The sequence below is a fragment of the Yimella lutea genome (assembly GCF_006715095.1).
Lineage (GTDB): Bacteria > Actinomycetota > Actinomycetes > Actinomycetales > Dermatophilaceae > Yimella > Yimella lutea.
On record NZ_VFMO01000001.1, the window covers coordinates 1890259 to 1910351 of the forward strand.

Sequence of the window (20093 nt, forward strand, 5' to 3'; positions counted from 1 at the left end):
AGGAGACGCCCTTTGCCGGTCAGGAGCTGAAGCTCTCTTCGTCGATGCCGATCAGGTCCCACGACCTGGTGACCACGAGGTCCTCATCGCCAGAGACCTCAACAAGGCCGGGAACCCACGCCAAGAACTGTTCACCGTCGGGCGGCTCCATCCGGAAGGTCTTGGCGTTAGGTCCCGAATCGGGAGCGACCCCGGTCTCGGTCGCTGTCATGGCTGGGTGACGCATGACGGTCTGCGGTGTGGGGACCTCTGCGCCGCCGACGTTCAGCGTTCCAGCGGCGGCGACCACTACCTGTGGAGGGTTGCCCTCTGGAGCTGTGACTGTGATCGGGTGACGCATCGCGTGGACGATCTGGCCCTCCAGCAGCAGCCGAGCGCGACGTAGTCTGACACGGTCGTGGTCGTCAAAGCGGCCGTTGCAGGGTTCGAGTGCTTGCCTAACGAGACGCTCGATCGTGACGATGTCCTCGACCGTCTCCGCAAGAACCTCCAGTTCTCGCCGCTCCTCTGCGGAGAAGGTGGGCGGCCCAAGGGACAGCAGTTCGCTCCCTCCGACCTCGAAGGCCATCGCAGACGTGCGGTGGAACTCAAGCATGAGGCGCGTCGATGCGAACTTGAGGTCGTTGGTGGAGTCGAATGCTTCCCACCCTCGGAAGTGGGCGTCGGTCATCCGTTCGCCCTGAATGTCGAAGGAGAACTTGAACATGACGCTGCCCGCGACCAGCACATCCCATTCAGCAGAGTTGGCGTCGGGCGTGCGCCGCGCGACGGCTGCATCGTAGGTCGCGGTGACGTCGCCGTTGTCGTCACGGAGCACGACACGGACATGGTTGGCCGGGTCCTGTCTGAGCAGTTCCGTGACGGTGAAGGCGGTCCATTCCTCGGTCAGCTCTAAGGAGTCGCGCATGTCCGGCATCTCACTACCCAAAGGCGCAACGAATGCCCTTGCCTCCTCAACCAGTTCGGACGCGCCGACGCTCACATCGTCCTCCCACGCCGAGTCATCCACGGCGAGCAACCGTGCGTCTCTCAGGGACTCGACTAACTGCATGGTAGCTACCGTCAGAGCAGCCATGTGAGAGAACACGCGGACGGCCGCGGCGTATCGCTCGCGGAGGGAGAACGCCAGTGCTTGCCGCTTCGGTCCTTGGGCGTCGGCGTGGACGAGGTCGGCGTACAGCCACGCGGCGGCGAGTTGTGTGTCCGAGACCATACTGGTCGCCTCGGTCCCGTCGATACGGGCCGACTGCACTGAATACGCTTGAATCTGGGTTCCCTGGATCTCGGAGGCGTCCCAGGCACGCCGGAGATCGCGCAGGCGAGCACGAAGCGCGTCTTCCACGTCTGCTTCGCCGATGAGACGCTCGATCGCATCGAAGACCTTCACGTAGTAGACGGGCTCGGACTTTACCGTCAAGGGTCTGACTCTCGAGGCCAACGACTCGAAGACCTCCTCGTCAGCAGGGAGGCGCCGCGTGATCGTCATTTGACCGGCCAGGTCGAGGTGCCCGTCGAAGCTGCCGTGCGCGTGCCGCAGCAACTCGTCCCAGTCCTGGACGATCGAGTGCGCATGCACCCGCCGCGCACGCAGGACGAACCGCCGCAGCGTCTCGCGATCTTTCATTCCCGCCATTCTGTCAATTGTCGCTGTCCACCAGTGTTCCTGGCAGGATCAGGAGCGTTGAGTCCGATCATCTCAGGGGAAGGCGAGGGGACGTCTACCGAGATAGGGGCTGGGGCACCTCCCATCCGGGAGCGCTCGTTCGTTCCCGGGTCCGACCGTGACACCCGGCTGGCGGCGCGTGCCCGCCTGCGACGATTGAACATTCGCGCGAGCGGTCTGGATCCCGCTCCGAGCCGAAGCTGACAGGTCGCGGCCGCGGTCACAGCGAACGTGCGACTCGCGCTGACCCGATGCGCCTGGAGCGTTTCTGCTCGGGCCGCGCGTTCGGGCAAGGCCATCCCCCGGTCGTATGCGGTCTCAGCCGGGCGGCACTTTGCTGGGCGTGACTTATAGCTGAAGCGGACTCAGCCAAGTTTCACTAGACGGAGTTCACGCTGACTGTCCGCCGTTCACGCGCGACAGCCCCTGGCGCTATAGGTACATGAGAGTGTCAGCGACTACCTCAGGCAGCCGTTCGATGGCTCCGGATTGTTCACTCAAGGTCCGAAGGTTCCACCAGGTTCGTGCGCGGACTTCTTCGGGCGTTTTGTTCCAGATCTGACCCAACAGCGTTTCTGTGCTTTGTATGTCGGCGGGGCGGCGGGCGCGGACCTTTCGGGCAGGAAAGTCCGTCTCGCACAGGATCCGCTCGGGGGGCAGCAGCCGGATCTGGTCTTCGGGCATCGCGGCGTTGATTGAGAAGTAGGCATCGGCCTCGATCGCGCGTCTGATATCCGTGGCATCACCGTTGAACCAATGCAGGATCGCTCCGCGCACGTTGGCGTTATGAAGGTGCTCTACAACTTCGGTCGCAGCGCCGCTGCTATGGACGGAGACGAGCACCGGTTCGCTGCGAACGATGCTCAGTACCTCGTTGAATATCGTGCGCTGCCCCACCATGTCGCCGGCACGGCGGTCGAGACCGATTTCCCCGACTAGCGCGAAAGAAGCAAGGAGATGGGTGAACTGCTTCGGGTCCCACGCTTCGCGCGCTACCGCTACGCCGGGATGGACGCCGATACCCCAGACAAGTGTCGAGTCCCGCCTGTTCTTAACTTGGCGGGCTTCGTGCAGGCTCCGGGTCATCGCGAACACCACCGACTGTCCGAGCGCCGCGATCTGTGCCGGCGTGACGTCCGGCGCGATGTGGGCGTGGGCGTCTAGGGCGGGGAGAGCAGAGCCGATCACGTCAGGTCCACGTTCCCGAGTTCGGCAAGACCTCGGCGGGCGAGTTCGCTGATTTCGTCCGGGTCGGCATCTGGGGGCCAGGTGCCCGCGTCGATCGCGTCGTCGTCGATACCACGGGTTGTCGCGTATGAGATGGCGGCACGGTCGCTGTAGCGCCTTTCAAGGAGTTCGAGCCGCGCATCTCCAGTGAATTCGTTGGACAGGTAAATGGTCGAGTCTTCGATGCCAGCCGCGATAAATGCACCTCGACGGGTGACACATGTGTAGCAGAGGCCGCAGTTGAGGGTGGAGTCTCCGCCCTTAATTCGCGCGCCGTCGAGTTTGCTGCAGGAGACTGTGAATCCAGCGATACGATCCCAGCCGCTCGCTGGGTGCCTGTCGGCAACGAGCCGCATCTCCTCCCCCTTGGTGTTGGCGGCGAACGGATTGGTCACGGCGAGCGACAAATCGAGACTTTGGAGGAGCGTATTGATGCGATAGAAAGTCTCGGGATGAGTGGAACGAGTCGAGAGCGCACCGGCGCGATTGGGGTGCAGTGGGAGGTTGAGGCTGGTGAATCCGTTCTCCGGCACGAAGAGCTTCGAGGCGCCACGGCTTGCAGCAACGGCGGCCCCGAGCGCGACGAAGAGCAAGGAGCGGCTGCGGCTGGAGCTTTCCTTCTTGGCTGCGACTTGCGTGAACTCGATCTGCGTGTAGGACGGCGGTGGAGTGTGGGTCTCCTGTAGCCAGCTGTGGATGGTGTTCTGGGCCCGGCGTACGGCGGTGGCGGTGTCGTAGTGGCCCACGAATAGCGGAGGCTCACTCAGGGTGGAGAGCAGGTGCAAAGCTCCGAGGTAGGAGTCGAGGCCTCCGCTGAGGAGCGCGACAGACTGCGCCGTTTCAGAGGTGTCTGCTACCGGGTCATTCGGGGTGGTGGGGTCCTGGACGAGCTGGAGTTCCCAGGTGTCGCCGGTGAGCCAGAAAAGTAGCTGAGCGAGCTGGTTGATTGCATCGCCCTCCCACGGCTCGGGATCGGCCACCTCCACAGCGAGATGAAGTCGCCGGGTGAAGGCGCTCGGCCTGCCGGAGAGCCGGTCGACGAGGTAGGCACCGCCGGCGATACGGACCAGATCGATCGCTTGCGTTGGGAGTGATCCCAGAGAGGACAGCCACCAGCCGATGGCGCTCTTGACCGTGTCTGTCTTACCGGGGGCGGTGGGCCACCGTAGATGGTGATGATCTTCCGGGGGCTGGGTGGTGGAGGCCTCGCCGGAGACGTAGAAGTGTGTGAGTGGCATGTGGTCTACCTCGCCCTCAGAACGCGCACGGCTCGTTGGGCGAGATCAGCAGCTGCCTGATGGAGGGCGTTCGCTGAGAGCGCGGGGTTCACATCGATGTCGAGGGCACGGACCTTCGCGTCGATCCAGCCGCGCAGCATGCGCTCGCGCACGACTGCCTCGTTACCGTCGAGCGTTCCGTTGGTGATCTGGTCTTGGAGTTCAACGAGTCCCAGCTGGAAGATGTACGCGCTGACGAAGCCCTTGATTGCCTCGGTAGCCGTCGGAGGCTCGCCTTCGATCGACACCGCCCTGGCCGGGGCGGTGCGCGATGCGGACGTGCCGATCCTGCCGATGGTGGTCGAGCGGCTGCTGCGCCCCGACCCTGCCGACGACCCGGACGGCCGGCTCACCGAGGACGGCCGCCAGGTCGGCCACGCGCTGCGCCGGTTGGTGGCCGGGGACCTGGCCGGTCTGTTCGACGGCCCGAGCACGGTCAGGTTCGACCCGTCGCTGCCGATGGTCAGTCTCGACCTTTCGCGCGTCACCGAGAACAGCACGCTGGTTTCGGTGCTGATGACCTGCTCATCGGCATGGATGGAAGCCGCACTGCTCGACCCCAACGGCGGCCGCAGATGGGTCGTCTACGACGAGGCATGGCGGCTCATGTCCCACCCGGCGCTCCTGCGCAGGATGGACGCGCACTGGCGGCTCGCCAGACATTACGGGCTGGCGAACCTGCTCGTGTTCCACAAGCTCACCGACTTGGAAAATGTCGGCGATGCAGGGTCGGCGAACCGGGCGCTGGCGAACAGCCTGCTGGCGAACGCGGAGACCAGGATCGTCTACCGGCAGGAGACCGATCAGCTCGGCCCTACCGCCGTCGCGCTCGGGCTGACCGGCGCCGAACGCCGCCTGCTGCCCGGACTCGGCACCGGACAAGGGCTCTGGCGGATCAAGGACCGGGCGTTCGTGGTGCAGCACCAGCTCCACCCCGCCGAGCTCGCCGCCTTCGACACCACCGCCCGCATGACCAGCAACACCCAGGATCATGCGCGGGCCTTCATGAACTGAAGCATCGCAATGGGCACCGGCGCAGTTGGTGTTCTAGGAAGGTCGACTATCGGGAGGGCAATCCGCACCTTGGCGATGTCATCCACGCCGAGCTGCAACCACTCGGTGCAGTCGAGGTGAGGAAAAGAGTCAACGAGTTGTCGATCAGCAAGCAGTAGGCTGAAAGGAGCGAAGTGAATCACCGCCGATACCGCCGGTGTAGCCGCGGTCGCCCACTCACCGCTATCGCTGTCTTGTGACATGCGGACAACTAGCGCCTCGTGGCTGCCCTCTACGTGGGCCGGGCTTCTGTTCGGCGCGATGGCTGCCAGGAACCTTATGCCTTCGGGCGGCTGGGCTGGGGTGCCTTCGCGCACGATACGAACAAGATCAGCGTGCGAGTCGATGAGCTTTGGAGTCAGGGCCGTCATGCCCGCGATCGCTGCGCGGATGAATCTGCCGGGACGCACGTCGGTAAGTTCGCCCGTGATGTGGGTCCGCTGGCCCTTCCATTGCGAGCGGAGCAAGTGGCCGGCGAAACAGTGCGCCCACCTGATGTACTCGTCATCCCAGGGCGACGTGCTTGCACGGCAAGCCTCGCAGTGCGCGTACCGGCTCGCGCCCCCGAGCCTCGGTCGTCCGTAGGCAAGGCGGTTATCCGCTGTTGTGCCGCCCCAAGCGAAGCTTCCCCGGTTGAAGGCTGCCTTGGGCGGCACGTGAGCTTGGGTGAGCTTTGCTCGGTTCCCGCAGAGGGTGCATCTGCCGGTTCTGGCCTGCTGGCCACTCGGCCGAAACCCCTCCTGTTCAGTCATCTCGCTCCTCCTCCTCAAAGGCTAACGGTGGAAGCCGAGTCTGCGGTGGGTCGTCCTGCCGGAGGCGGTTCTGGCTCACCTCGGATTCATGAGGAAACCCGAGCCTGAGCCCGTCCCGGTCTCCATCCCGTTCGTCGTGTTCGACGTGCACGAGGACGGCACCGTGACTGTCACCGTCGACGGGAGACGGCTGGACCCCGGCCCTTTCGCGCCGCCGTGGCGGCGATCTTCGTTCGGGCGGATCATCGACCGCGCCACGAACGACCGGACGACGCCGGTCAGGGTCGAGGTCCGCGAAGCGGACGGCACGACCTTCACCGATATCATCGCCGCCCGCCGTCGGCGGTCCCGCCCCGAGCCCGAGCCGGAACCGGAAGCATCAGCCGGGCCGATGTTCCACACCGTCGAGGGCGCGGGGTTCGTCCCCGGCGAGGACGTGGCGGTCGCGGTCGTCACCGGGCACACCGACGCCGCTCACACCGGCACCGCGCGCGCCCTCATCGACCCGGCCGGAGTCAGCGTCGACCAGACCGGCGGGGTTACCGAGGTCATCCTGTTCGGCCGCGTCTCCGGCACCACGATCATCCGGCGGCTGCCGTGAACGAGCAGGGCCGGCAGACCGGCTCGTTCGGGGACGAGCTGACCAACGCCGCGATGATCGGGCTGGTCGTCCTGTTCGGCGTCGCGCTGATCCTGCGCGCCGCTGGATCGGTAGCCGCGTTCCTGACCGGCACACCGCAGCCGGCCGGCGATCCCGCCTCCGGGGTCGGAGTGCTGTTCCGCCCCGGCGACCCCGGCTCGGCGCTCGACGCGGACGGCCTGAACCCGGTCGTCTACTGGATCGTCGCCGGGCTGCTGCTCGCCGGCCTCGTCACCGGCGGCCTATGGGCATGGCTACGGCTGCGCCGCCACACCCACCGGATCGAAGCCGATCCGCGCCGCATGGCCGGGATCGCCACCCGGCACGAGGTCGCCGCCGCGGCGTCCGACAAGGCGCTGCTGCGCCGCGCGGGAAACCTGCGCCCCGGCCTGAGCGACCCACGGCCGCAGGACGTGGGCTACCGGCTCGGCACCTCCAAGGGCACGAGCGTATGGGCGAGCGTGGAGGACTCGATCATGGTCATCGGCCCGCCCCGCTCCGGGAAGGGCCTGCATCTGGTGATCCCGGCGATCCTCGACGCCCCCGGCGCCGCCGTCGTCACCTCGACCAGGCCAGACAGCCTCACCGCGACCATGCGTGCTCGCCGCAGGGCCGGCCCGGTCGCGATCTTCGACCCCCAGCACTTGGCCGAGGGTCTGCCCGCCGGTCTGCGTTGGTCACCGATCCGGGGCTGTGAGTCACCGCAGACGGCGATGATCCGCGCCACCGGGCTCGCCGCCGGCACCGGCCTGTCCGCGGGCGGTGTCGATGGCGGAGGCTTCTGGGAGGGCAAGACACGGGCGGCGCTCCAAGCGCTGCTGCACGCGGCAGCGATCGACAACCGGCCGCCCGCCGAGCTGTTCCGGTGGACGCTCGATCCGACCGCGGCCGCTGACGCGGTGGCGATCCTGACCGGCTCCACCCAGGCCGCGACCGGATGGGCCGAGTCCCTGGAAGCGATGATCGACTCCGACCCCCGCACCCGCGACTCGATCTGGCAGGGCGTCTCCCTGGCTCTCGGCTCGCTGGCCGACCCCCGGGTGCTCGACGCCGTATCGCCCGGCCCGGGTGAGGGCTTCGACCCCGAAGCGTTCATCCGCGAACGCGGCACGTTGTTCCTGCTGGCAACCGGGTCCGGCGCGGGAGCCAGCGCCGCGCTGGTCGCCGCGCTCGTGGAAGACCTCATCGAGACCGCCCGCCGCCTGGCCGCCCGCTCGGCCGGCGCCCGGCTCGATCCGCCGATGCTGCTCGCGCTGGACGAGATAGCCAATCTCTCGCCGTTGCCGTCGCTGCCGACGCTGATGGCCGAAGGCGGCGGCTCGGGCATCACGACGATGCCGGTGCTCCAATCACTCGCGCAGGCGCGGGACAAGTGGAACGAGCACCAGGCGAACGCCATCTGGGACGCCTCGATCGTGAAGGTCATCCTCGGCGGCGCATCCAACAGCCGGGACCTGCAAGACCTGAGCGCCCTGGTCGGCGAACGCGACGAATACACCGACTCCGTGACGCTGGGCGACCACGGCACCCGCTCCAACCAGCGCTCCGTGCGCCGGGTGCCGATCTTCCCGCCCGACAAGATCAGGCGCCTCCCGTTCGGCACCGGGATCGTGCTGCTGCGCTCCGCACCACCGATCGTCACCGACCTGCACCCATGGCCCAAGCGCCCCGACGCCGGCCAGCTCACCGCCGACCGCACCGAGATCGAAGCCCTGCTGCGCCGCTCCGACACCTGAACGCCGGTCGCGGCAAGGAGCACCTGCCCACCACAACGGCCCGGCACCACCGGGGCCGGAAAGCAGACAGGAGCACAACATGTCCGACGAACCTCACGGCGACGCCACGATGAACGACGTTCCCGACTCGGATGTGAACGAGATGGACGACGACGGCTGCGACGAGCCGCTGATCGCCGAGCCGCCGCACCCGATCAACTGGAACCTGCTGAGTGCCGAGGACGCCGAGGCCGAGTGGTTGGAACTCAACCGCTGGGTGGACTGGCTGCGCCACACCTACGGGCTCCCCGCCTCCGTGATCCCGCCGGCCTGGCACATGCACCCCGAGCTGCTGTGGGAGCTGAGCGCGCTGCACCTGCACTGGCTCTGCGCCTACGACCCCGACCAGAACGGCAGCGCGCCGCTCGGCTGGCACCGCGACTTCGCCGACACCCGGCAGCGACTCCGCGAATGGGTCGCCGCCTGCGGCACCCGGCTCGACCACGACCGCCCCACCAGGAAGACCGTCTGGCCCGGCGAAGAACCCCGCGACCCGATCGAGGACATCCCGATCACCGACCGCGACGCCGAGTTCGTGGAGTTCGTCATGGCCGACGTCCAAGCCCGCCGCGAGGCCGAGGAAGCCTTCTACCGCACCCTCGACCCCGACACCGGAGAGCTGTCATGAGCGACGACGGAACGCTCGTGGTGTCGTCGCTCATGCACAGCCGCGAGGTCGCGGCGTACTTGAAGGTCTCGGAATCCACCCTGTCGCGGTGGCGGTCGGCCGGCACGGGGCCGCCGTTCCTGCGCCTCGGCGGGATCGCCCGGTACCGGCTCGACGCCGTGGACCGCTGGCTGGACGAGCTGGAACACGACCATGCCCCGGAGAGCTGAGCCGCAGCCGACCGCCGAGCCCAAGCCGGTCCCGCCGATCGGCGTGAAGGTCTCCACGGACATGGAGCGCCGCTCCTACGGCATCCGCGCCCGCCCCCGGTGGACCGACCCAACCACCAAACGCCGTGTCACCAGGTCGGAGATCGTTCCCGACGAAGCGGCCGCACACACGTTCTTCGACCAGCTCCGCAGCTCATCGACCAAGGGCATGGACGTGTCGATGACGCTGCTGGAGTTCGTCACCTCCATCGGCGACCGGTGGGCTCGGGGGCTGGACCCGACCTCCACCGGCGAGACCTACGGGTACGGGCTGAAGCTCCGTGTGCTGCCCGCCCTCGGGCACCTGCCGGTCACCCAGATCACCGCGGGCATCATCGACCGGACCATTGATGAGTGGGAGCAGCGCCACGGCGCCTCGACCATCAAGAACACCATCGCCCCGCTCGTGAGGGTGCTCGATGAGGCGGTGCGGGACGGGCTGATCCAGATCAACCCCGCGAAGAACCGCGCCAAGCGGAGCCTGAACCGCAACGCCTTCCGCGGGCAGTCCGCCGAACACGCCTCCCCGCGGGCGCACGCGATCCCGGACATGAAGACCCTCAACCGACTCGCCAGGGCGTGCGGGAAGGTGCATCAGTCCTACAGCGACTTCGTGATGCTCGCCGCGCTGCTGGCCGCACGGTCCTCGGAGGTGTCCGGGTTGCAGGTCGGGGACGTGGACTTCGGCAAGAACCTCGTCGTGATCCGCCGGCAGGTGTTCCCCGGCAAGGGCGGTCTGGTCACCAAGCCGACCAAGAGCCGCAAAGAGCGCCGCGTGCCGATCCTTGAACCGCTCCGCCCCGTGCTGGAACGACTCACCGACGGCAAGCAACCGGAGGACTCGTTGCTGGTCGGTCCGAAGGGCGGCTACCTCACCACCGCGACCGTCCGCGACGCCACCAACTGGGACGGCATCGTCGCGAAGCTCGGCCTGCCCGACCTCACCCGGCACGGGCTACGTCACACCGGGGCGACCTGGATGGCCGACGCGGGTATCCCGCTGCACGTCCTCCAAGACATCCTCGGGCACGCCTCGATGGAGACCACCCGCGGCTATCTGCATCCCGACGACCGTCACCTCGCGTCGGCGGCCGAGCAGGCCAACGCCTTCCTCTCCGCCCCCGGACAGCGCAAGCACGCTCGGCGCAGTGGCCCGGCGTCTCGGGGCCTGTGATGCGCTCCGACGCCCGTGGGCGTGCTCCCAGAAGCGTTCTGGTCCCCTTTTGGTCCCCTTATCCACAGGAAGCGGGTTCAAGGCGCCCCGTACGTCCACAGGCGACCGCAGGCGAGAGCGTGGGGGGACCAGAGGGGGACCACGGAAAACGACCGCCGGACATGATGAAGCCCAGGCGAGAAACCTGCTCTCACCTGGGCTTTTACGTCGGGCTGACAGGATTTGAACCTGCGACCCCCTGACCCCCAGTCAGGTGCGCTACCAAGCTGCGCCACAGCCCGTGGCATAGATTTTCAGTTATCCGGGCCGACCAGAGCGGGGTAGACCCCTTAACCCCCAGCCGTAAGGGTCGAGAAGTCGTGGTCTTTCATCCGCGCTCATAACACCTATGTCAAGTCATTCTTATTACTCCTGATGTTACCTGAACAGAGCCATTGTGGGCCTGTAGTGGGCTCATCCGAGTGAACCCTGGTGTCAAAGTTTCGAAAAGTGGTAGCTCGAACGCCCAATGCGCCACCTGGATTCCCTACTTTCCTGCCTTTCGACTTGGCGTCAGAGAATCCGGGATTGACCGGACAGCTTCGGACAACGACGAAGCCGCTCAGCACTTTGGCTTGAGCGGCTTCGTCGGTGCTGGTCAGGCGGACTGTGTTGTGGCCTTCTTACGTCCTGCACCGGGGTACTCCCGAGTGAAGAGACGATTGTTCGGGACACCGTTGTGCAACAGCGTGCCTCCCCAGACTCCGGACTCGAGCGACTCGACGCCGGCGCGCCCACACATCAGCTTGGCCGGACAGTCCGAGCAGATCTTCTTGGCCGCGGACAGGTCGCGGTTGGTGTTCGGGAAGAAGATCTCCGGCTGCGGATGACCAGAGCACGCCCACTGCAGGTCGTTGCTGCGCATGTGCGCGACCTCGGCCGGGACGTGCCGGTCCGGCCAGCGCTCCTCGACCGAAGGCGACGCGGCAGGGCGCATCGTTCCAGGCAGGGTGCGCGCAGCGGTTCGAAGTTCCATGTTCGTGACGGTGCGACGCGCGGTTCAGTCCGCGGTCGGAACGAGGGTCAGATGCCGGCGGTCGAAGTCGCCCTCGGCTTCCCAGTCGTAGATGCCGCGCTCGGTCGTGGTGTCGAGGTCCTCATTCAGATCGGATCCGTCGAGTACACGTAGCACCGGTGGCTGAACCACGTCGTCGGTCGAGCCGGTGGCTGCGGTGACGGCTTCGCTCAGGCGTCGGACCCAGTAGAGAACGAGCAGCAGGGCAAGACCGCCGAGGAGCAGTTGGCTGGCCCAGACCGACATCGAGGTGTCAGTCATCGCAGTCTCCGCATGCGAGCGACCCGTTGCTAAGACCTTCGGACATGGAGGACGGCGCAGCGGGTCGCTCGTTGAGAATATACGCGACGGCCGAGGTGCGGATCGCTTCCGCCACGGCTTCGGGTGTGCGCCGGTCCTGCGGACGGGTCGCCAGGTTCTCCATGACTCCGTCCCGGACGTTCGCGGCCAGGTACGACCACAGTGCCTGCGTGGTCGGTTCGGAGCCCGTGGCTGCGGCCAGGTCGAGCACGCGGGAGTGGGCCTTGACGGCGATCTCGCCAGTCGGCTTCTTCTGACTGAACGGGTGCGCGATCCCGTGGGCTTCAGCGGCATCCCTGACCGGAGCGAGTCCACCCCAGGTGACGAGCAGCTCATGGGTCTCCAGCAAGGTGATCATCTCAATGGCATCAGCGAGACGATCGCCGTCGAACGACTCGAACCACTGGGCTGAGCAGAAGGCGAGGGTCGGAGGGGTCGGGGGACTGTGGGTGACCGAGAGCGCGACGAGGTTGCGTGCGCGCTTCGGAATGTAGGTGTTGTCCTGTTCCATATCAGCACGGTGCGACAGCCCCGGGCCGGTACCTCGGGACGTCATCCGCGTCGCACCGTGGGCGGCATGTCAAACGCCACAGTCATTCCGCTACGCACCGCCTCTTTCCGTGTCCCGCGTCTTCCGCTGCGTCAACCGCAAAGCCGCGAAGCGTGGTGCGGGCACATCGCTGCGAGTTGCGTGAAGTACCGCAAGGGGCGGTCGGTCATCGGGCCGGTGCGGGTTGAGTTGACGCACGGTGTGAAGCGGCCGGCGATGCACTACGGGGCGCACGGCGTTTTTCCCAAGAGCCCGGCCTACCCTACGAACGGGCACTCGGCACTGGATCTGATGGAGGACGCCCTCGACGGCATCGTCGCCGATGGGCTCATCTCAAGCAAGCAGTCCGTCGTCGACCTGCAGATCCGTAGGGTCTATGTCGACACCGATGGGAAGACCGGTTTGCACGTCAAGGTCATCGGCCTGGCGACGCGAGTCGCTTCCTTGCCAAGGAACGCAGCGGCCTAGCGAACAGCGGACAGGTCTGTGGTGTCGCGGACTCGGCGGGCAACGTTCAGGCGACCGCTAGATGTTCTGTCCGGAGAGGTTAGGCACGCGGTCGATGGGTGATTGGCCCTTGAGGCTGGTGTGGCCGCGGTGGTGATTGTAGTGATGGAGCCGTTCGGGGTAGGTCGTGTCCCGCGTCAAGAACACGGCCTTGCTCCCCGCCAGGCTTGAGCGCGGGATCCCAGGCGGATGGGCGCGTTCGGCCTGTGGAGATCGGGCGCTACTTCAACAGGACGAGGGCCCAGTGGACGGAGGCCAGGCTGCTGTGCCATTCTCACCGACGATGCTCTCCGACACCGGTGCCCGGGCCACCCCCCGCTCCCGACTCTTGCGTCACCCCGCGCAGACCGTGGTCGCGGCATTCGCGGTGGGCAACACCATCGGCACCCTGCTCCTCATGCTCCCGATGGCACGAACCGGTGATGGAGGCGCACCATTCGTCACCGCACTTTTCACCTCCACAAGTGCAGTGTGTGTCACCGGCCTCGTCACCGTGGACACAGCGACCTACTGGACCGGTTTCGGCCAGGCCGTCATCCTCGGACTCATCCAGGTCGGCGGGTTCGGATTCATGACGATGACCACTTTGCTGGTGCTGTTCATCGGCCGGCGGCTAGGTCTGCGCAGCCGAATCGCAGCGGCTGCCGAAACAAAGAGCGGGGTCGGCGACGTTCGCACCGTCCTAGTGGGAGTCTTCAGAATCACCGTCATCGTCGAGGCAGTCGTCGCTCTTGCCCTGACACTCAGGTTCTGGCTCGGCCACGGCTTCGGCTTCTTGGAGTCTCTGCGACTCGGCGGATTCCACGCAGTGTCGGCCTTCAACAACGCCGGGTTCGCGCTGTTCAGCGACAGCCTCATGAGTTACCTCACCGACCCCTGGATTCAACTCCCGATCGTCGTGGCCATCGTCATCGGCGGCCTCGGATTCCCCGTCCTGCTCGAACTCCTGCGTCGCCGTGCACGCAGGCACTGGTCGTTGCACACCCAACTCACACTTTTCATGACCACGATCCTTCTCGTCGGCGGAACCGTGTTCATGACGCTCAGCGAATGGGGTAATGACGCGACGATCGGAACACTGAATCCAGCGCAGAAGCTGCTGGCCGGCTTCGTCCACGCCGTGCAGCCGCGTACCGCGGGTTTCAATGCCTGGGACTACGGGCAGGCCACCGACGAGACGTTGCTCGGCACAATCATGCTGATGTTCGTCGGAGGTGGATCGGCCGGCACCGCCGGTGGACTGAAGGTCACCACGTTCGTCGTCCTATTCTTCGTCATCGTTGCCGAGGTTCGTGGCGAGCATGATGTGGTCGCGTTCGGCCGGCGGATCGGCGATCGCACTGTGCGGCAGGCCATCACCGTGGCTCTACTGGGGGTTGCTGCCGTTGTGGGATCGACCATGCTCCTCACTCAACTCACCGGTCTGCCCTTCCGCGACGTGCTTTTCGAGACGACGAGTGCCTTCTCGACGGTCGGGTTGTCCACCGGAATCACTGCCCAGGTGCCGGAATCGGGTCAGTTTGTATTGGCTGCCCTGATGTTCCTGGGGAGGTTGGGGCCGGTGACCCTAGTGTCGGCTCTGGCGTTGCGCAAGCGCGGACGCCGATACACCTACCCGGAAGGATGGCCCCTCATTGGCTAAGCGCATCGGAGCTGGCGGCGGAGTCGTCGTCATCGGACTCGGCCGTTTCGGCAAATCTCTTGCGCTGGAGCTCGAGAGTGATGGGATGGAAGTCCTGGGCATCGACGCAGACCCGCGCCCTGTCCAAGCTGTTGCAGGCAGGCTCACCCACGTCGTTCAGGCCGACGCGACCGACGCAGAAGCCATGCGCCAGCTGTCTGTGCATGAGTTCGACCGGGCCGTCGTTGCCATCGGGTCCAGCCTTGAGGCAAGTGTGCTCGCAGCCTTCGTCCTGCGCGGTCTGCACGTACCGCATATCTGGGCCAAGGCAACCACCAAGGCCCAAGCGCAGATCCTCGAGCAGGTCGGGGTTGAGCACGTCGTGCGCCCCGAACATGAAATGGGCCGTCGTACAGCTCACCTCGTGCGCGGCAAGATGCTGGACTACATCGAGTTCGACGATGGATTCGCCATCGTTCGTACACGCCCACCGCGCAGCATTCTCGGCAAGACTCTCGCGGAGGCAGCAGTCCGTTCGAAATGGGGCGTCACGGTCGTCGGCGTCAAGGCCACCGGCAAGGACTTCACCCACGCGACCGCCGAGACGGTGGTCGAGGACGGGGATCTCATCATCGTCTCCGGCGAGCGCCGCAAGGTCGAAGCGTTCTCCAACCAGTAGTGACCGCGAACAATGGACCCTCGCACATCACGTCTTTTCTCAGGTGGCGATGAGGAAGACGCCCGTGTCTGTGCTGTGACCTGCTGATTTGTCGTGGCAGTCGCGATCCGGCGTCCATTGCGCACCCCGCCACTCGCATCCGACACGCCGTAACACTGCGACTGAAACCGGTAGCCAGGTAGCCATACGACGCGTGCGGTAGCCGCTGGAACCGCATATGTGCAAGACGTATCGTACGCGTAGTACGTTCGGCTCACGCCATCAGAACCGGTCAGCTGGACAGATCCCGGCTGCAGCGTAGGTGAGGTCCGACAGTTCGTATCGACCGACGCGCGGGACCATCGCGCCTACCTGGTAGTGACAGGTCCCGCAGGTCGGCGGCGACGTCTTCCGCATCGCCCATGCCGTATGGGCGGACTGCTGCTCATAATCGGCCTAGATGTTCTGTCCGGAGAGGTTAGGCACGCGGTCGATGGGTGATTGGCCCTTGAGGCTGGTGTGGCCGCGGTGGTGATTGTAGTGATGGAGCCATTCGGGGTAGGTCGCACGGCGGTCGGACTTCTGAGGTGTAAGCGCACGCGTAAGCCCATTCCTCCAGCAGGGTCCGGTTGAAGCGTTCGACCGTGCCGTTGGTTTGCGGACGGTAGGGGCGGGTACGGCGGTGTTTGATGCGCGTGCCGAGCGTCTTGGCCCATAACCGGCTGCGGTAGCAGGCGCCGTTGTCGGTCAGGACCGCTTTGACGGTGATGCCATGGCGAGCGAAGAACTGTTGGGCACGCTTCCAGAACGCTGCGGCTGTCTCCTTGCGTTCATCGCTGAGGATCTCTGAGTAGGCCAGCCGGGAGTGGTCATCGACGGCGTGGTGGAGGTAGACGTAGCCACGCGAGGATGATGCGCCCTGACGTGCGGCACGGTCACGGGCCACGCCGGCACGTCGGTCCTGAGCCGAACCGCGTCCGGTGATGCGCCACCCACCGCCGTCGGGGATCTTCCCGAGTTTCTTGATGTCGACATGCACCAGGTCACCGGGTGCCTGGTGTTCATACCGTTGCTTGTCGCGTGAGGATGCCTTGATGCGGGTCCCGGTCGCGGGGTCGGTCCACTTCAGTCGCGGGCAGCCGTACCGGCGCAGCACGTGGTGCACGGTCGAGGGATTCAACCCCAGGTGGTAGGCGATACGGGCCGGACCCCACCGGCGTGTCACCCGCAGGTTGATAATCCGGCGTTCAGTGCGCCGCGGCAACTGGTGGGGACAGTGGTGTGGTCGTGAGGATCGGTCGGTCATCCCTGCCGGGCCATGTTCCCGGTACCGCAACGCCCAGCGGCGTGCGGTCGTGATGCTGACCGAAAACCGTTCAGCAGCATGCGCGTAGGACCACTGCTCATCGACGATGAGCTTGGCCAAGCGGAGCCGGCCAGCCGGTGTGAGCGTCGCGTTAGCGTGGGACATGAAGACCTCCGTGGTGAATGTGGGTGCGTGGTAGCTCCACACCTCACCCGGAGGTCTTCCTCACTTTCCAGTCGACTCGCCGTAACTAACGTCCGTGGACAGAACAGCTAGACCGAGGTGGAGGTCGCGGCGCCAACGGAAGCGGTGTGCGGCTGCCTGGGTGAGTTCGAGCTCGGACAGTACGCCGGCTTTGATCGCGTCGCGGGTGGTGTGGACCCAGGCGATGTAGTGCTCGATGTTGAAGATACGCAGCAACACGATCGTCTGCGCGGTCTGGCCGATCCGGTGCTGACGAATGCGCCGTAGTCGGCCGGTGGCTCGTTCGGCGAGGGCGAGATCAGCAGCCAGGGCGGCGTCGAGGGTTTGTTCAAGAGGCATGTCTGAGCGGTGCGACGTCCAATGCGTCGCACCGTTCGTTTCCAGGGTCTGTGCTCGGTCGCCCGCCATCAGGGGGAAACACTCCGCCGCCATTCCTACGGGTACCACCGCCTACACAGAACGGAGTTCGCGCGATGACCACTCACGGCTACGCCGCTCGTGCCCAGACGGGTTGCACTCGATGACGACTATCGACGCCACCGGTACCCTGCACGACGCCAAGGGCCGGTTCGCGGGGCGCGTTGCCGGTGAAGGAGACACCGACCTGTCGATGGAGGCGTCGCAGTCCGGCAACTACGGCGCGCTGGACCGGGATGCCCGCTTGAAGGCGATGCAGGCTGATCTGTCGAACGCGGTGGAGCAGCTCGTCGAGTCGGGTCAGCTCACCGCCTACCTGGACGCACGCGCTGCCAACGGTATGTCGCGCTGGTCGACGAACAACCAGTTGCTTGCCGCGGTGCAGGTCGCCCGCCGTGAAGGCATCACCGACGTCCACGAGGTTCTTGCCCGGATGGGCACGATCGACGCGCGGGGCGCGAAGGCGTGGAACGCGGCCGGACGCAAGATCACCTCCGGTAAGGGCTCGGCCCTCTACATCCAGGCGCCGGTCACCAAATGGATCAGCGTCCAGGACAAGGACGACCCGGACAAGACGGTCCGGCGCAAGGTCATGGTCGGTACGACGCCGTGCGCGGTGTTCGACGTGACGCAGACCGACGGTGACCCGGTGCCGCAGCACCCGAGCCGTCCCGCCATCGGGGGCACCCAGGAGATGCTCGACGGGATGCGTGACTGGGTGGTGTCCAAGGGCTACTCGTATGAGGAGAAGGAGATTCCCGGCTGCGACCCGGTGACTCTCAAGGGCACGATGGCCTACGTCGAGCCGAGGTCGAAGAGCGTCGTCGTGGATTCGCGCCTCAGCGTCGAGCAGAAGGTGCAGGCCGCCTCGCACGAGATCGGACACGTCGCGTGTGGGCACGTCGATGACGATGCCGCGGACTACACGACCCACCGGGGCCGGATGGAGTCGGAGGCCGAGGCCTTCAGCTATCTGCTGCGCCGTGAGGGCGGTCTGTCCTCCTCCGACTGCGAAGCATTCAGCCCCGGATACATCGCCGGCTGGAGCCGTGGCGACACCAAGACGGTGACTGCCGCCATCGACCACGCCGCCAAGTCTTACGAGAAGTTCGCCGACGAAGCGGGTTGGAACGCAACAGAATCCACTACAACAGAAAGCTGACCGGACATGGGCTTCATGGATTTTCTCAAGGGCCGCGAAGAGCAGGTCGCCCTCGACGAAGAGGTGCGACCGGAGTTCGTCGCGCAGGTCGAGAACCCCACAACGGGTGAGATCACAACGCTGCTGGCTGACTCCGAGGACGAGCTCGAGGAGAAGATCGCCGCGTTCGGCGAGGACGACGACGAGCCGGCACTGGTGGGGGTTGGTGACGATGACCTCTGAGCGCGCACTCACCCTGGTCCAGCGGTACGCCTACGACCACCGGATCGCACTCAACGGACGGTATGCCGTGCGCCCCGCACCGGACGGTGGGTTCGTCGTCGAACCGGAATCGTCCAACGACCCGGCATTCGCGGTGACATCCACCGGCACGGTCATCGCGTTCCAACGGTCCCTGGTCGCAGCCTGAGCGACCAAGAACCGCCGACTGCTTCCTGCGGTCGGCGGTTCTTACTGTCCTGCAACGGTTTTCGGAGACGACTGAGCGATCAGCGCGATCCCCAGTACGTCTGCGGGACGTCGACACCGGCCTGCGTCATCGCCTGTTCGACCGCCGAGCGAACCTCGGGCTCAAGCCCTCGGTTGCGTTTGCCGAGCATCTGCTCGACCTTCCAGGCGTTCCCGGAGTCGGGCTGAACCAACTCGAAGGCGCCAATGAGGTCCCCGCCGTGATGAACCGACCCCAGGATGGACCGTCCGGTATTCCATGCGTGGGCGTACCCACCGATGCAGTTGTGGAGCCGGTCGCCCCATTCGACGAGATCGAGAGCGGTGCGCGGCACCGTGATCCGGTAGCCGTCGGGAAGCTTGGCCGACACGAGCGACGACTCGACATGGCTGATGGACTCCCTCAGCACGTCAGGCTTCTGCTGGACTGTCAGGTCGCGCGTCATCCCACCGAGACGCTCAATCTGTTGCCGGCGCAACTGGTCACGCTGGGCCCGAGCGAGCCTGTCGTGCAGGTCCGCCCACGACTCGACGCGAGTCACTGTTGGGTCAACCGGGAACCGTGCCAGGTCGCCCAGACCGTTGAGAGTGACCTTGGCACCGTCACACATCTGCGCACGCTGCCCGAGGCACAACCGACGAATCGAGCGCTCGTCCAGGTTGCGCAGGTGCTTCTCGATCCGACCTACGTTGGACGCCCATGGGTTTTCGACTCTCGTGCTGTTCAGGAACTGAACGATCCAGTCGACCGGCGCAACGAGTCGAAGCGCATGGGCGACCGTGATGGTGCTCAAGTCGGACTGCGCCACTGCGCGCACCAGGTCAGACCGATACCGGAGCACCCCGAACAGATTGCGGGTGAACGTCGGGAGGTCCGGCGCGCCAACCATCGCGCGTTGAATGTGGGCGGACGAGTGGGCGTCGAGTGAACCGAAGTAGCTGAACAACGGCATGAGGTCATCAGCCCGCCGCGGTTCAGTGAGACCGTGCCGGCGAATGAGGTCTGAGCCGTCCGGTCCGAGCTGAGTTGCCAGCCAATCGGGTTTCGGAATCGGCACCCAATGGCTCCCCGTCCAGCGGGCCCCGGCGCGGCGGGACATGGTGAGCCGCTGGACGCGACCGTCGCGGCAGAGCCGGAATGTTTCGATGCTACCGGTCATCCACCGAGTCCACGGCTTCCCGTTCTTGCTGACGCCTTGCTTCCGAATGCTTTGGAGGTGGACGATCGACCAGCGGCCTTCAGGACGGATCACCAGGATGGTCCGGTAGTGACTCGCCGGGGTCAAGAACCCGGATTGAGGATCTAGCCACGACTTAACAGACGTGTCGCGCAGCAGGATGCGCGGGTGGCCGTGCTTGTTGGGCGCGATCTCACGCGGCAGCGTGAGATTCTCGGTGGGTGTTCGTTCCAGGGTTGCTACAGACATGAC

General features: G+C 65.8%; 21 protein-coding genes, 1 tRNA gene and 2 pseudogenes. 12 read left to right on the plus strand and 12 right to left on the minus strand.

Annotation, left to right across the window (positions count from 1 at the left end; genetic code table 11):
- Positions 1–19 precede the first annotated feature (19 nt).
- The 4 genes from FB459_RS09005 to FB459_RS17545 all read right to left on the minus strand — a co-directional run bounded on the left by FB459_RS09005 (position 20) and on the right by FB459_RS17545 (position 4280).
- On the minus strand, positions 20–1486 hold the full coding sequence (locus FB459_RS09005) for a hypothetical protein (RefSeq protein ID WP_141928214.1): 1467 nt from the start codon (positions 1484–1486) through the stop codon (positions 20–22).
- Positions 1487–2095: 609 nt separating this feature from the next.
- Positions 2096–2851 carry a TatD family hydrolase gene (locus FB459_RS09010; protein WP_170221796.1) on the minus strand — a complete coding sequence of 252 codons (756 nt, stop codon included), beginning with the start codon at positions 2849–2851 and terminating at the stop codon, positions 2096–2098.
- Positions 2848–4128, minus strand: coding sequence for a queuosine biosynthesis protein queC (locus FB459_RS17240; RefSeq protein ID WP_170221797.1), 1281 nt, complete (start codon positions 4126–4128; stop codon positions 2848–2850). The genes FB459_RS09010 and FB459_RS17240 overlap by 4 nt, the downstream gene beginning before the upstream one ends.
- 5 nt (positions 4129–4133) lie before the next feature.
- Complete coding sequence (locus FB459_RS17545; RefSeq protein WP_211345163.1) at positions 4134–4280, minus strand: hypothetical protein; 147 nt, start codon at positions 4278–4280, stop codon at positions 4134–4136.
- A 124-nt stretch (positions 4281–4404) separates the two neighbouring features.
- On the opposite strand from FB459_RS17545, the pseudogene FB459_RS09015 reads away from it, so the two are divergent.
- A pseudogene (locus FB459_RS09015) lies at positions 4405–5181 on the plus strand (ATP-binding protein); the annotation flags it as partial.
- Here the strand turns inward: FB459_RS09015 and FB459_RS09020 are convergent.
- Positions 5157–5972, minus strand: coding sequence for a hypothetical protein (locus FB459_RS09020; protein ID WP_141928216.1), 816 nt, complete (start codon positions 5970–5972; stop codon positions 5157–5159). The pseudogene FB459_RS09015 and the gene FB459_RS09020 sit on opposite strands and share 25 nt — an antisense overlap.
- Before the next feature lie 88 nt (positions 5973–6060).
- Here FB459_RS09020 and FB459_RS09025 point away from each other — a divergent pair, with 88 nt between their 5' ends.
- The 5 genes from FB459_RS09025 (at position 6061) to FB459_RS09045 (ending at position 10437) form a co-directional block, all read left to right on the plus strand.
- On the plus strand, positions 6061–6573 hold the full coding sequence (locus tag FB459_RS09025) for a hypothetical protein (protein ID WP_141928217.1): 513 nt from the start codon (positions 6061–6063) through the stop codon (positions 6571–6573).
- Between the two features lie 53 nt (positions 6574–6626).
- Positions 6627–8348: a type IV secretory system conjugative DNA transfer family protein gene (locus FB459_RS09030; RefSeq protein ID WP_141929492.1), complete on the plus strand. Its 1722-nt coding sequence runs from the start codon at positions 6627–6629 to the stop codon at positions 8346–8348.
- A 79-nt stretch (positions 8349–8427) separates the two neighbouring features.
- Entirely contained in the window at positions 8428–9015 is a 588-nt protein-coding gene (locus FB459_RS09035) for a hypothetical protein (protein ID WP_141928218.1), read from the plus strand.
- Entirely contained in the window at positions 9012–9224 is a 213-nt protein-coding gene (locus FB459_RS09040) for a helix-turn-helix transcriptional regulator (protein ID WP_141928219.1), read from the plus strand. The genes FB459_RS09035 and FB459_RS09040 overlap by 4 nt, the downstream gene beginning before the upstream one ends.
- Positions 9208–10437: a tyrosine-type recombinase/integrase gene (locus tag FB459_RS09045; protein WP_141928220.1), complete on the plus strand. Its 1230-nt coding sequence runs from the start codon at positions 9208–9210 to the stop codon at positions 10435–10437. The genes FB459_RS09040 and FB459_RS09045 overlap by 17 nt, the downstream gene beginning before the upstream one ends.
- 207 nt (positions 10438–10644) lie before the next feature.
- On the opposite strand, the gene FB459_RS09050 is transcribed toward FB459_RS09045, so the two are convergent.
- The 4 genes from FB459_RS09050 to FB459_RS09065 all read right to left on the minus strand — a co-directional run bounded on the left by FB459_RS09050 (position 10645) and on the right by FB459_RS09065 (position 12302).
- Positions 10645–10718 (minus strand) — tRNA-Pro (locus tag FB459_RS09050).
- A gap of 356 nt (positions 10719–11074) precedes the next feature.
- The gene (locus tag FB459_RS09055) at positions 11075–11452 is read right to left on the minus strand and encodes a WhiB family transcriptional regulator (protein ID WP_141928221.1); all 378 of its coding nucleotides are present in this window, start codon (positions 11450–11452) and stop codon (positions 11075–11077) included.
- A 24-nt stretch (positions 11453–11476) separates the two neighbouring features.
- A complete protein-coding gene (locus FB459_RS09060; RefSeq protein WP_141928222.1) occupies positions 11477–11752 on the minus strand; it encodes a hypothetical protein in 276 nt (91 codons plus the stop codon).
- Positions 11745–12302 (minus strand): hypothetical protein, encoded by a 558-nt coding sequence (locus tag FB459_RS09065; RefSeq protein ID WP_141928223.1) that lies wholly within the window; start codon positions 12300–12302, stop codon positions 11745–11747. The genes FB459_RS09060 and FB459_RS09065 overlap by 8 nt, the downstream gene beginning before the upstream one ends.
- A 66-nt stretch (positions 12303–12368) precedes the next feature.
- Between FB459_RS09065 and FB459_RS09070 the strand changes: the two genes are divergently transcribed.
- The 3 genes from FB459_RS09070 (at position 12369) to FB459_RS09085 (ending at position 15148) form a co-directional block, all read left to right on the plus strand.
- Entirely contained in the window at positions 12369–12809 is a 441-nt protein-coding gene (locus FB459_RS09070; protein ID WP_141928224.1) for a hypothetical protein, read from the plus strand.
- A gap of 322 nt (positions 12810–13131) precedes the next feature.
- The gene (locus FB459_RS09080; RefSeq protein WP_129627508.1) at positions 13132–14490 is read left to right on the plus strand and encodes a TrkH family potassium uptake protein; all 1359 of its coding nucleotides are present in this window, start codon (positions 13132–13134) and stop codon (positions 14488–14490) included.
- A complete protein-coding gene (locus tag FB459_RS09085; RefSeq protein WP_246092393.1) occupies positions 14483–15148 on the plus strand; it encodes a potassium channel family protein in 666 nt (221 codons plus the stop codon). Before FB459_RS09080 ends, FB459_RS09085 begins: the two co-directional genes overlap by 8 nt.
- Positions 15149–15583: 435 nt before the next feature.
- On the opposite strand, the pseudogene FB459_RS09090 reads toward FB459_RS09085, so the two are convergent.
- Positions 15584–16598 (minus strand): annotated as a pseudogene (locus tag FB459_RS09090) (IS481 family transposase).
- 60 nt (positions 16599–16658) lie between these two features.
- Positions 16659–16976, minus strand: coding sequence for a hypothetical protein (locus FB459_RS17250; protein WP_170221799.1), 318 nt, complete (start codon positions 16974–16976; stop codon positions 16659–16661).
- Positions 16977–17157: 181 nt separating this feature from the next.
- Here FB459_RS17250 and FB459_RS09100 point away from each other — a divergent pair, with 181 nt between their 5' ends.
- From FB459_RS09100 to FB459_RS09110, 3 genes are read left to right on the plus strand one after another with little or no spacing between them, the layout of a single operon-like run.
- Positions 17158–18216 carry an ImmA/IrrE family metallo-endopeptidase gene (locus FB459_RS09100; RefSeq protein ID WP_170221801.1) on the plus strand — a complete coding sequence of 353 codons (1059 nt, stop codon included), beginning with the start codon at positions 17158–17160 and terminating at the stop codon, positions 18214–18216.
- 6 nt (positions 18217–18222) lie between these two features.
- Positions 18223–18438 (plus strand): hypothetical protein, encoded by a 216-nt coding sequence (locus FB459_RS09105; protein WP_141928227.1) that lies wholly within the window; start codon positions 18223–18225, stop codon positions 18436–18438.
- A complete protein-coding gene (locus FB459_RS09110; protein ID WP_129627594.1) occupies positions 18428–18625 on the plus strand; it encodes a hypothetical protein in 198 nt (65 codons plus the stop codon). Before FB459_RS09105 ends, FB459_RS09110 begins: the two co-directional genes overlap by 11 nt.
- Positions 18626–18704: 79 nt before the next feature.
- On the opposite strand, the gene FB459_RS09115 is transcribed toward FB459_RS09110, so the two are convergent.
- Complete coding sequence (locus FB459_RS09115) at positions 18705–20090, minus strand: PcfJ domain-containing protein (RefSeq protein ID WP_141928228.1); 1386 nt, start codon at positions 20088–20090, stop codon at positions 18705–18707.
- Positions 20091–20093 lie beyond the last annotated feature (3 nt).